At 46.8% G+C, this 12,807-nt stretch carries 10 protein-coding genes; 3 read left to right on the top strand and 7 right to left on the bottom strand.

The window, feature by feature from the left end:
* The coding region (locus tag ACEW8S_RS13540; protein WP_373518676.1) for an SGNH/GDSL hydrolase family protein at nt 1-946 on the bottom strand (946 nt) is incomplete at its 3' end.
* 218 nt (nt 947-1,164) lie between these two features.
* Between ACEW8S_RS13540 and ACEW8S_RS13535 the strand changes: the two genes are divergently transcribed.
* Nucleotides 1,165-2,271 carry an acyltransferase family protein gene (locus tag ACEW8S_RS13535; protein WP_373518675.1) on the top strand — a complete coding sequence of 369 codons (1,107 nt, stop codon included), beginning with the start codon at nt 1,165-1,167 and terminating at the stop codon, nt 2,269-2,271.
* Nucleotides 2,272-2,325: 54 nt separating this feature from the next.
* A complete protein-coding gene (locus ACEW8S_RS13530; protein WP_373518674.1) occupies nt 2,326-3,162 on the top strand; it encodes a DUF1080 domain-containing protein in 837 nt (278 codons plus the stop codon).
* Nucleotides 3,163-3,249: 87 nt separating this feature from the next.
* On the opposite strand, the gene ACEW8S_RS13525 is transcribed toward ACEW8S_RS13530, so the two are convergent.
* The 6 genes from ACEW8S_RS13525 to ACEW8S_RS13500 form a co-directional block, all read right to left on the bottom strand.
* Complete coding sequence (locus ACEW8S_RS13525; protein WP_373518673.1) at nt 3,250-4,032, bottom strand: SDR family NAD(P)-dependent oxidoreductase; 783 nt, start codon at nt 4,030-4,032, stop codon at nt 3,250-3,252.
* A gap of 70 nt (nt 4,033-4,102) precedes the next feature.
* Complete coding sequence (locus ACEW8S_RS13520; protein ID WP_373518672.1) at nt 4,103-5,734, bottom strand: S41 family peptidase; 1,632 nt, start codon at nt 5,732-5,734, stop codon at nt 4,103-4,105.
* Nucleotides 5,735-5,835: 101 nt separating this feature from the next.
* On the bottom strand, nt 5,836-6,228 hold the full coding sequence (rnpA, locus tag ACEW8S_RS13515) for a ribonuclease P protein component (protein ID WP_373518671.1): 393 nt from the start codon (nt 6,226-6,228) through the stop codon (nt 5,836-5,838).
* A 4-nt stretch (nt 6,229-6,232) separates the two neighbouring features.
* A complete protein-coding gene (locus ACEW8S_RS13510) occupies nt 6,233-8,092 on the bottom strand; it encodes a M1 family metallopeptidase (protein ID WP_373518670.1) in 1,860 nt (619 codons plus the stop codon).
* 92 nt (nt 8,093-8,184) lie between these two features.
* Entirely contained in the window at nt 8,185-9,822 is a 1,638-nt protein-coding gene (locus tag ACEW8S_RS13505) for a S8 family peptidase (RefSeq protein ID WP_373518669.1), read from the bottom strand.
* Nucleotides 9,823-10,184: 362 nt separating this feature from the next.
* Nucleotides 10,185-11,087: an MBL fold metallo-hydrolase gene (locus ACEW8S_RS13500; RefSeq protein WP_373518668.1), complete on the bottom strand. Its 903-nt coding sequence runs from the start codon at nt 11,085-11,087 to the stop codon at nt 10,185-10,187.
* Between the two features lie 189 nt (nt 11,088-11,276).
* On the opposite strand from ACEW8S_RS13500, the gene ACEW8S_RS13495 reads away from it, so the two are divergent.
* A partial coding sequence (locus ACEW8S_RS13495) for a cation:proton antiporter (protein ID WP_373518667.1) occupies nt 11,277-12,807 on the top strand: 1,531 nt, incomplete at its 3' end.

Genomic DNA, 12,807 nt, shown 5'->3' with positions numbered 1-12,807 from the left:
TTTTTAAGGCTTTACACGACACTGTCATCCAAGAGTTCAAGGTTTCATAGACTTTTCTTCGGCCCTTATCGACAAGTCCATCGGAATATCCGGCATGCTGAACAAGAAGGATCGGGGTTTGCGGATGTTTTTTCCGAAGGGATAAAACACTCTCCCGAATGCGTTTTTGGATGTCTTCTTTCGTCCGTTTTTCGTTCGGGGAAAGATTGGGCAGGCAATCGAGTACAAAGACCGAAGCATCAATCTCGTTGATAAGGGCAATGACTTCCGGTTCCAATCTTCCGTTACCGGAAAACCCCAAGTTAACGACCGGATAGTTTAGTTTTCGCGAAAGAATGTTTGTCCACGCCATACCGGGGCGAGAGGCACAAGCACCTTGAGCGATCGAGGTGCCATATACGACCACAGGTTTTTCGGGCCTTGGCGAGAGAAACCCGAACGAACTTCCATCATTTACACCGACCCGAAGATTTTTGATAGTGTTGTAGAGCGGAAAAAGGAGTTGGTGTTCGTGAGTTCCTTGAGGCAATGCGTTGAGACTAAATGAATACCGAATAGTATCATTAAATGCACGGTCTCCCCTTGCCCAAAGCCATTCATCCCCATTGTTGACGTAAAGGTCGACACCACTGACCCCGGTAGCCGGCATATGATCCATATCCAAATCGCCGCCGACCTGATACTGAACGATAATGTTGTCCGAATCCGTTTCAAACCTGACGCCTAATCCGGCAGAACTTCTCGAGAGGTTCCAAACGGCATCGCGCACCGTATTTTCGGCCTTGTCGGGCAGCCGGTTAAACCCAATATTCTCCCAGCCCTGGCCTTCAAATCGGTGTAAAGAATCCGATACGGTATACCAGAGGTAACTATCCTTTTTTTGGGCGGAAACCAGGGTGGATATAATTAAAATCAGAACGCATAAAACTTTGCTTTTGTCGGTCATAATTTTGGACTTTATTTTCTTGTTAAGCCGTAGATGCTTTGGAAGGTCTTAATCGGGAATTTGAAGATATGCAAAAAAACGTATTTTGCAAGGCCACGGTTGACCTAAGAATATTTTCTTTACATTAGAGCCATAAAGTCTTAGGCGTGTGTTGTTCCAATTTTCACTTTTAAACCCAACCTTTCAACCTATAACGTGTAACCAGCAACCTCCTTTCCATGTCACAACTGGCTTCTAATGTCTCAAAACGCTTGTTTTCCCTGGATGTCTTTAGGGGATTGACCATGTTTCTGCTAATCGCCGAAGCAGCCGGCTTTCACCACAATTTTGGGGAACTTACCGATGGCACCGTTTTTTCCGGACTTGCCCTTCAATTGGAACACCACCCATGGAACGGACTCCGGTTTTGGGACCTTATCCAACCCTTCTTTATGTTTATCGTCGGGGTCGCCATGCCGTTTTCGTTGCGCAAGCGTCTGGCGTCCGGAAGCCGAGGCACGGTCACCAAACACATTTTGAGAAGGTGTTTCTTGTTGTTCGCTTTCGGGGTTTTGTTGCACTGTGTTTATAGCCATGCCTTGGTCTGGGAACTTTGGAACGTGCTGGTGCAACTAGCCTTTACTATCTTGATTGCCTACGCTATCATGCAACTCCCCAACAAAATACAGATCGGTATATCACTCGTCCTATTGGTTCTTACGGAAATTCTTTACCGCGCGTATAATCCTGATACACCCTATGCACGAGACCACAATAGTTTTGGTGCCTATGTCGATATGCTCGTCATGGGTAAGGTAAATGACGGCTATTGGGTCTTCGTCAATTTTATCCCTACTGCCGCGCATACGATTTGGGGCGTGGTCTGTGGCAGAATATTATTATCCAATGTACCCGCAAAGGAAAAGTTGAAGCCGTTTATCATTTGGGGCAGTGCTGCCTTGATTTTGGGCTTTGCCATGGATTGGCTTACTATTACGCCTATCATCAAACGTATCGCCACCTCATCGTTTACCTTGGCCTCCGGCGGTCTCACCATTCTGACCCTGACCCTTTTTTATTGGGCGATTGACGTTAAAGGCAAAAGCCCCGACTGGCTCCGGATTTTCTCCGTGGTCGGAACAAATTCCATTTTCATCTATCTTTTTGCGGAAACCGTAGGTGTACAGTGGTTCCGCGGTTTTGGGATGATTTGGACGGAAGGCCTTCTCGGGCCGTTAGGGCTATCAGAACAAGCAATCGCCGTGTTGAATGCCTTGTTGGTGCTGTTTATCTTTTGGTATATTACGTATTTTTTGGATAAGCATAAAGTGTATTTTAAGGTTTAAGAATGTAAGAATTAAGAATGTCATAAAAGGACGCAAGACTAAAAAAAGGAGGAAATGAACACGTATATAGTTCTATCGGTAAAGGCATTTGGCATTGTACTCTTGCTCTTAGTATTCCAGCAATGTGGCGGTCAAAAGACAGCTGCGACCGATGATGGTTGGGTCTCGCTATTCAACGGCAAAAACTTGGACGGGTGGACAACAAAAATTCACCATTACGAAACGGGGGACAATTATGGCGATACGTTTCGGGTCGAGGATAGAATGATCAAGGTACGCTATGACAAGTATGAAGGCTATTTTAACGACCGGTTCGGGCACCTGTACTTTGACACTCCCTATTCAAATTACCATCTTTCGATGGAATATCGCTTTGTGGGCGAACTGCATCCCGGAGCGCCATCGTATACCTTAAAAAATAGCGGCATAATGTTCCACTCCCAAGACCCGCGCACCATGCCCAAGGAGCAGAACTGGCCAATTTCCGTAGAAATGCAGTTTTTGGCGGGCATCACCGAGGGTGAAGAACGGCCAACCGGCAATATGTGCTCTCCGGGCACCGAAATAATCTACGAAGGGGAAATCTATCCCGGGCACTGCCTTAACGCGACTTCCGAAACGTTCTTTGGCGACCAATGGGTCAAGGCCGAGCTGATCGTTCGAGGGGATTCTTTGGTGACCCATATCATAAACGGTAAAAAAGTACTGGAATACACCAAGCCCCAAATCGGCGGCGGGGTAGTGGAAGGCTTTGACCCGAAAACAAAGAAAGATGGCCAGTTGTTAAAGGAAGGGTTTATTGCCCTGCAGAGCGAGGGGCAGCCCATTGATTTTAGGGATGTTAAGATTAGACAACTTACCCAGAATGAAAAGCTGAAAAGCAACGAATAGAGAAATGTATTTTTGCCGGTAAGAGGCGCAAAGTTTGCAAGGCATGTAAATTTCGTGTTTCTTAGCGCCTCTTGCGGTTAATTTGGATTATACCAAATCTTCCGGATATTTGCCTGCCGTAGTCCATCCCCCGTCTACCGGAATGGTCTGTCCGTTAATGTGCGAGGCTTCGTCGGAAAGCAGAAAGAGGCAGGTTTTGGCGATATCCTCAGGTTGGCCGACCCTTCGGTTGGGATTCAGTTTGCCCCAAATGCCTTCATAATCGGGCTGCTCTTCCGCCGTACGTTCCGTCAGGGTTGCGCCGGGCGCAATGGCGTTCACGGTTATATCATATTGCCCCAGCTCATAGGCCAGGTTTTGCGCAAACATTCTTAGGGCCGCTTTGGTCATTCCATAAGCGGAGAGCTGATGATAGGCTCGAATCCCGACTTGTGACGACATCATTACCATTCGGCCTCCATTGCCTTGTGCAATCATTTCCTTGGCGGCCCGTTGCGCCAAAAAAAAGGCGCCCTGTAGATTCAGCTGCATTAATTGTTGAAAGGATTCCTGTGTGAATGCCAAAAAATCGCCGAACAAGGTGATGCCCGCATTGGGAACAACGAAATCGATCTGTCCAAACCGTTGGAGTGCAAAATCGACCATTTTGTTGATTGTAGGAACATTGCCGGCGTCCCCTACGAAGGAGAGACAGCTTCCTATTTTTTTCTCATCCAAAACCTTTGCGGCCTTGTCGGCCAGTTCCCTGTCGATATCATTGAGCACGACATTTGCGCCCGCCATGGTCAGCAATTCGCAAATAGCATAACCGATGCCCTCTCCGGCACCGGTCACGATGGCGGTTTTGTCCTTTATACCTGAGTACAGCATGCGTTTTTCCTTAATCTTAGGGTTATTGTCTTATAGAAAGCGTTGAGTAGGGGTCTACCGACAAAAGGGGTTATTTCAATATCCCAAAATACTTCCCTTCATCCCCCAACAACCCGGTAGCCGCCAAAATCGCCTCGTCGTTCTTTAGGTAATAGTCGTATAAGCCTTCCCGATAGAAGTAGCGTTTTACGATTTCGTCCTCTAACTTCTGTTGGATTTCTTTTTGGAAATCCTCCAAAGCGGCGACCTTACTTTTTTCGATATCCAGCAACAAGGTCTTAAAATCGTTTTCGATGGCATCGTTAAAAATAACCTCTTCGCGATCGGTCATCGCCTTTTTAAGCACTTTTTCAGTCTCTGTCTCATACGAGAAATCGCTTTTGGAAACGTAGGTTTTAAAGTCTTGGTAATCGCTTTCCGAGAATGTAAAGCTATCAAGGTCTTGCATCTTATGGGTGTAATAATATTTCGTGGCGTAATCAAAAACGATATGGTTGTTAAGCAAAGCCATAGTCAACTCGTTCGCTTTGGCCGAGGTAATTTCGATATCCGGCAGTACGCCGCCGCCGTCCTGAACCTTTCGGCCGTTGCGGGTGGTAAAGTCGTTGAAAGTAGTCATTTTTACGGCATTTCCATCCTCGTCACGGTGCCAATAATCCAAGGATTGGATACATCTCCCAGACGGAGTGTAGTACCGGCTGATGGTCACTTTAAGCTGGGTGCCGTAGGTCAGTTTTAGGGGGCGTTGCACCAGTCCCTTCCCATAACTGCGGGCGCCCATGATTACGGCGCGATCTAGGTCTTGGAGTCCGCCAGAAACGATTTCGCTGGCAGAGGCACTGTTGCCATTGACCAAAATAACTAAGGGTATTTCGGTATCCACAGGGCTGTTCCTGGTCCGGTACTCGCTATTGAACTTTTTGACCTTCGATTTGGTGGTAACAATCAATTCGCCCTTGTCCACAAAAAGATTGGTTACGTTGATGGCTTCGGATAACAAGCCCCCGGGATTGTCCCTAAGGTCTAGAATAATCTTTTCAGCTCCTTTGCCCTTAAGGTCGACCAAAGCGTCTTTTGTTTGGCCCGAGGCCTTTGCATTGAATTTCGAGAGAACGATATAGCCCGTTTTATCGCCGATCATTTGGTAAAAGGGTACGGCATCGACCTCTACCGCCCCTCGGGTTATCGTAGTTGTTTTGGTATCGCCCTGACGTATATAGGTAACATCGACCGAAGTATCGTTGGCCCCTTTCAACAATTCACTAGCGTTGTCCTTAAAATCGGAAACCTTGATATCGCCGATTTTTAGGATTTCATCGCCGGCTTTTAATCCCGCTTTGTCGGCTGGGTAGTCTTTATAAGGCTCAACAATCAATAACTTGTCCTCGAACGAGCGTACTAAGGCCCCGATACCGGAGTATTCGCCCGCATTGTTGATGCGGTAGGTCTCGACATCCTGTTCATTGAGGAAAGTGGTATATGGATCCAAATCTTCGAGCATGTTCTTGATGGCGGTATCCATCAGCTCGGCGGGGTTGGTCTTGTCGACGTAGTTCATGTTCAGCTCTTTGAACAAGGTGGTAAAGATCTCGATCTGTTTGGCAATTTCGAAAAAGTCGCTTTTAACGAAGCTGCTGCCCGCCAGAAATAAGGTAACCGCCAGTACCGGGATCAGGATTCGTTTTTTGAGTATCGTTTTCATTGGATCAATTTTTTGAGGGAATATTTTAGCAATGCTATTTGGGCTTCACTTGAATCGGGAACCTGCAATTTTTTAACCTCGAACTAAAAGACGGCCAACTGCTATCGGCTACCGCTATTCATGTCGCAAATTCTTTTCGAAAATAGCGCAAGCACCCCGTTCATTGCCTTTTCAATTTCAAGGTAAGTGGGCATCTCCCTCCCAAGATATAAAAATAGAAACGTAAAAGTGGCTTCGCTATTGTTAAATACCTGATGTTTGTTCAGGCGGTAGGCTTCTCGAAGCAGTCTTTTGATACGATTGCGCTTAACGGCACTTTTAAAGTTCTTTTTGGGTACGGCTACCCCGGCCTGGATTTTTACGCCTTTAGGGAGTTCGGTGTCCAGATAGATAAGTTTGATGGGATAATTGGACGCCGATTTCCCTTGGGCAAAAAGCTGGTCTATTAGCTTTCTACTTTTTAATTTTTCCTTTTTGGGATAGGTGGTGTCCATGGCGCTAAGGGGTCGGAGCCTGCCACACATTATCATCCTGCTTGATATCGGCCATGAGCTGTGAGGGGTCTATCACGACCGCCTTGATGCTTTCTATGGGCTTATCGATCGTAAAATCGTAGGTGGGAAAAGCCCACGGCCAATCCTTTAATACCGTACGGTTTATTTGTGGGTAGGGATTATCCTTCTCACCGCGCATCATGCGAAGCGGGGCATAAAATGTTTCTTTCGTATCATCCATATAGATGACAAGAACATCCAGCGGCATCGGCATTAACCCGTTACGCACTAAGCTAATTTTGGTTTTATCGCCGTCTGTAACGACTTCCTTGATGCCATAGTCGATGGTGTTCGTGGTCCGGGTCCAATCCGTAAGGTACCAATCGAGTTGGATACCGGAGACTTTTTCGGCAGTTCTTTTGATATCATTTGGGACGGGGTGTTTGAACTTAAAATCCCCATAATACTTGCGCAGGGTTTGCATAAGCTCGTCCTGTCCGATAATATAACCCAATTGGGAGAGGAAAACAGAGCCCTTGCTATAAGCGGCAATACCGTAGGCGTAATTGACATCATAGCGGTCGGCGTGGGTGGTCTGCGGTTGTTCAAGTCCTGAATTGACCAGCTTGTAATACCCTTTATAGCTGTTTTCGAACGGATTTTCCTTGCCTTCTTCCATAACTTGGTTCATGGCCAAGCTTGAAATGAAGGTGGTAAAGCCTTCGTCCATCCATTCATGTTTCGATTCGTTGGTGGCCAACACATGCTGGAACCAGGAGTGTGCCATCTCATGGGCGGTTACTCCCACAAGGCTACCCAAGTTTCTGCCTCCCGTAATCAAGGTGCCCATCGCGTATTCCATACCCCCGTCGCCACCGTGTATCACGGAGTATTGGTCATATGGATACTCACCGAGATTTTTATTGAAAAACTGCATCAGTTCGGCCGTTTTTGGCTGTAATTTTTTCCAGTTCCCAATGATTTCACTGTCATTTTTATATAAGAAATGCAACATAGGCCCATTTTCGACCTGTAGGGTATCGTGAAGATAGTCGGGATCGGCGGCCCACATAAAGTCATGAACCATAGGCGCATTGAAATGCCAGGTCAACGTCTTTCCTTTTTGCCGTCTGACTTTCGTTCCCGGTGTCTCGTAACCGTGACCAATTTCCTGCGGGTTTTGCAAATAGCCACTTCCGCCGACCACGTACTCCTTATCGAGGGTCAGTTTTACATCGAAATCGCCCCAAACCCCGTGGAATTCACGGGCGATATAGGGGTCGGCATGCCAACCCTCAAAATCATATTCGGCCAATTTAGGATACCATTGGCTCATGGATAACGCGACACCTTCCTCACTGTTACGACCAGCGCGACGGATTTGAAGCGGCACCTGCCCACGGAACACCATATCGAAAGTCGTTTTGCCCCCGGGCGGCAGAGGGGTTGTCAAATCTACCGTAAGAACGGTGCTTTCCTCCTTAAAATCTACCTTTTGTCCGTCCTGCAAAAGGGATGAAGGATGCAAATATCCGATTTCATTGTCCGATAAAGAAGCAATCCTACTTTTTCCATCCTCGGTCATCATTCGTTTATCGGGATCCTTGATGTTCTGCAACCGGATGTCCATCTCGCTACCGGGTTGAAAGGCGTTGAAATAGAGATGGTAGAACACGCGGTTCAGGGTATCGGGGGAATTGTTGGTATAGACCAGTTTTTGGGTGCCCGTGTATTGGTAGTTCTCTACGTTAATGGTCACCTCCATGGTGTAATCGACATGCTGTTGCCAATAGGAAGTATTGTTCTGGGCATGGGAAAACGTTGTAACTCCGATTAAGACGGACAATAATTTGAAAACCCTCATTTCAATACGGTATGATTTTTAATACGTGTCAATGGTTATACGCCTTATGCATTTTTATAGCGCATGGCACAAGGCGATCAGCGTAAAGCGGATTATAATGTAATCTCTCCTGCAGCCACTTTGCTGGCCATAATCAGGGCATTATACGCATTTGCTATCTTGCCCGATTTGGAGATTTGATTCAATGTCGCCGTTTGGGCAGTATCGCCCCCCAAAATAACTTTCGCTTTTGGTGCAAGGCCCGATTCCATAATTATATGTTTTACCTGTGGGGCGGTCAATTTGGGATAATAAGAACGTATCAGCGCCGCGACTCCTGCCACTGCGGGCGCCGCCATTGATGTTCCACCGTTGAACTCGTATTCGTTGCCGGGCACGGAGGAATAGATTTCGCCGCCGGGCGCAAAAATATCAACGTTGTTATTTCCATAATTGGAGAAGGCTGCCACCATTTCCGAGCCGTAGTTCGGGGTCAGTGCGCCGACCTCGATAACATTATCGGCAATCTCGGTACTTGAGTCTTTGTTGTCGTTCGGATAGTTCAAGTTGTCCGGATTGTCAAGGTCGAGACCCTCGTTTCCCGCGGCATGCACGAAGAGTACATCATTGTCCGCCGCATACCTGATGGCATCGTATACCCATGCTGCATTTGGTGAAAAGGCTTTTCCAAAACTACCGTTGATGATCTTGGCACCGTTGTCGACCGCGTAGCGAATGCCCAAGGCAATATCCTTATCGTACTCATCTCCGTTGGGAACGGCACGAATACTCATGATTTCTACGTTGTTGGCCACCCCGTTCGCCCCTTTGCCGTTGTTGCGTTCGGCAGCTATGATGCCCGCAACATGGGTTCCATGGTCTTCGCCATCGGCACGGCTCTGCGGATTTCCGTCGCCATACCCTAAATCTTTTAGATCATATGGATCGTCGCCGACTTTATTTCTCCCATCAAAATCGACATTGTAGTTGTAGTCAACTTGATCGGAAAAATGGGCGATGCCTTTGTCCATTTGTACCAAAACTTCGTCAACACTTTCCTCACCGGACAGTATCTGGGTCAGGATCCCTACATGCTGTTGCATGGCCGCATCCTTGGGCTTGATGCCCGCAAGGTCTTTTTTGGTGTAGGAATCCTTGCCCAATTCTTTTTTGACGGCGGTATCGGCATTTTTTACCGCTTGCTGTATTTGTTGGTATTGCTGCTTCTGCTGTTGGGCCTCGGCGTATTTTTTATCTATCAGGGCCTTGGCCTTGGCCTGGATAGCGGCATCGCCCAATCTTAGCTTCAAGATGCGGGCCGCTTCCAATTGTTCGTTGTACGAATCGCCCAAAAAGTTATAGCCGTGGATGTCGTCAATGTAGCCATTATTGTCATCGTCTTTTTGATTGCCGGGTTTCTCGCCCTTATTCGTCCAAAGTACGCCGTCAAGGTCCTCATGCTTCAGATCGATGCCGGAATCGAGCACCGCCACGATAACCTTATCGCCTTTTTTGTTTTTGATGATTTCCTGGTAGGCTTTGTCGACACTCATACCGGGAATGGTATCGGCGACCAGGTCTAAATGGCCCCAGTTTTTCTTTTGGGCATCGGTCAGGTCCGATATCTTAAGCGGGGTGCTGTCGACATTTTCGATGGGGGTGGAGACCAAAACGGTCGCGCCACATCCCATAAATAAAAAGGAAATTGAAAGAAAAAGAACTAGTAGGGATTTAGGAAATAGTCGTGTCATGAAATGATATATATGTTAGTATAATGCTTGAATTTTTTTTAAAAAAGATACTAAGGGCCGTCACCACAATACATTTCTATTGTTTTTGGCCCCCAAAGATAAGATTTAAGGTCTTTTTACACCTTGAATTATATCTCTTTTATGATTTTTGTTGGGATGTACTGTCCCGTTTTACATTTTCGCAACAGGAAATCCAAAAATTTTACTACGAATTGCGGCGCACATTGTCCATGCGAGAACCATCGTAGGTGGGAAATAGGGATGTATCGGATATGCCTTCTTTGATAGGGATGCCAGGGTCATACGTGGGTTATGAAGACCAATAAACGCTTGTACTTCGCTTTTTTCGTATACGATTTGAACTAGCCGAATAGTTGGTTAAATGTAAACACCTTATCAACCCGTACCCCCTTCTCCGTATTTTTGACCGTACAGATTTCATTATATGCGTCATGTTCCAAAAACAGGTAATACCCATTTTCGGCCGCCTCGTCCAAAAATCCGGACTTTTCTTTTAAGGTCAACAACGGTCGGGTATCGAAGCCCATAACGTAGGGCAGGGGGATATGGCCTACTGTCGGAAGCAGATCCGCAACGAACACCAGCTTTTTCCCATGGTAATCGATATCCGGCAACATTTGCCTATCGGTATGCCCATCTACAAAGTGAATGCCAAATCCCAATCCGGAGTTTTCCAAAAATGATTTTGCTCCCTTCTGCCCATCGGCATTCACGGCTCTTGGGGCCAGGTGGCCGGAGCCCACAAATTTCAACCGCCCACTTTCTTGCATGGGCAGTAGGTTTTCTTTTAAAAAGGATGCCTTTTCGCGGGCATTCGGATGAATGGCCCATTCCCAATGCATCTCGTTCGTCCAGAAAACGGCATTCTTGAAGGCTGGTTCGTAGCCTGTTCTATCCTTGTTCCATCGAATGCATCCGCCACAGTGATCAAAATGCAAATGGGTCAGGAACACGTCGGTAATGTCGTCGCGACGAAAGCCGTGTTTAGCTAAAGAGCCATCCAAAGAAAAATCGCCCCAACGATAATAATAGCCGAAGAACTTATCGGATTGTTTGTCGCCCATGCCGGTGTCGATCAAGATTAGGCGGTCGCCGTCTTCGATCAACAGGCAACGGGCCGACATATCGATCATATTGTTGGCATCCGCAGGGTTCGTTCTTTGCCAAAGGCTTTTTGGCACCACGCCGAACATGGCACCGCCGTCGAGCTTGAAATTTCCGGTTTCTATTGGGTAGAGGGTCATAGTAAAAATTAGGAATCTGCAATTTAAGAAAACGATGATCATTTACGAACGGACGTTAAATTAGGCATCAAAAAAGAATCGCCGTTAAATTTTCACCAAGCTTTTCGCGAAAGGATATCCTACCCGAAAATATCCTATTTTAGCTTTGCCGAACCTTTCATGACGTACCAGACATAAAACCCTATCCGAATGGAAGATATTTCAGAAAGCTTCAGGTTGCCGTGGCAAAACCCGGTTCTCATCTTCTCTTTAATCCTTTTTATAATTTTGATTGCCCCGACCGTATTGAACCGGTTGAAGATACCCGGGATAATCGGGCTTATCTTATCCGGGGCGATCATTGGTCCCCACGGCCTGAATTTACTGGAAAAAGGACTTTTTACGGAGGTTTTTTCTACCGTCGGCCTCCTCTACATCATGTTTATCGCGGGACTGGAGCTCGACATGAACGAGTTCAGGGCGCACCGTAACCGCAGTATCACTTTCGGATTTTTCTCTTTCGCCATTCCCTTAGGGATCGGTTTTCCCGTATGCTATTTTCTATTGGATTACGATTTTTATGCTAGTCTATTAACGGCCAGTATGTTCGCTACACATACTTTGGTGACCTACCCCATAGTAAGTAAATTAAGAGTGTCGAACAACCCCGCGGTCGCTGTAACCGTGGGGGGAACCATTCTCACAGATACTGCGGTTCTGATAGTATTGGCGGTCATTGTCGGGGCGCATAAGGGAAGTCTTTCGGTGGAATTTTGGATACGGCTGATCATATCCTTGGCCGTTTTTATGGGGATTATGTTTTACATCGTGCCCAAAATGACCCAATGGTTCTTCAAAAAAATGGCCAGTGAAAAATACGCGCATTTTATTTTTGTGCTATCCATGGTTTTTTTGGCGGCTTTTTTGGCACAATTGGCTGGTGTTGAGGCCATCATAGGTGCTTTTGTGGCCGGTCTGGCCTTGAACCCGCTCATTCCAAACAGTTCGGTGCTTTTCAACCGTATCGAATTTATCGGAAACGCTCTTTTTATTCCCTTCTTCTTGATAAGTGTAGGCATGTTGGTGGATGTAGGGGTGCTTTTTAATGGCACTTGGGCCTTAATCGTTGCTGGAACCTTGATTGTGGTGGCCATTTCGGGCAAATGGCTGGCTTCGTTCTTCACGCAACAGGTATTTAAGTATTCAAAATCGCAAAGGCAGTTGATCTTTGGTCTTAGCAATGCCCATGCCGCGGCGACCTTGGCCATAATCTTGGTAGGATATCGCGAGGGTATCATCGACATTAATATACTGAACGGTACTATTGTGCTGATTTTGGTTACCTGTGTCGTCGCTTCCTTTGCCACCGAACGGGCGGCAAAAAAGGTGCTGATCTCATCGGGGGAGGCGGAAGATTTACGGGGTTCGGAAATCGATACTGCGGAAAGGCTGCTACTACCGATCATCAACACGGCCAACATGGAAAAGGCGCTTGAATTCGCCGTGTTGATCAAAGGAAACCGGTCTTCCTTCCCCATTTCGATTTTAACCGTAGTGCCCAATAATACGGAAGCCGAAAAGAATATTGCCACCGCCCGCAGGACGTTGGAGGATTTTGTCTATGAAACCACTGCTTTGGAATCATCCGTGGAGGTCATTGCAACAATAGACCACAACGCTTCGAGCGGAATAGCAAGGGTCGCAAAAGAGATTATGTCGAACATCATCATTTTAGGATGGC

This window comes from Pricia sp. (assembly GCF_041745955.1).
Lineage (GTDB): Bacteria > Bacteroidota > Bacteroidia > Flavobacteriales > Flavobacteriaceae > Pricia.
This window is presented reverse-complemented; position numbering and strand designations above follow the sequence as displayed.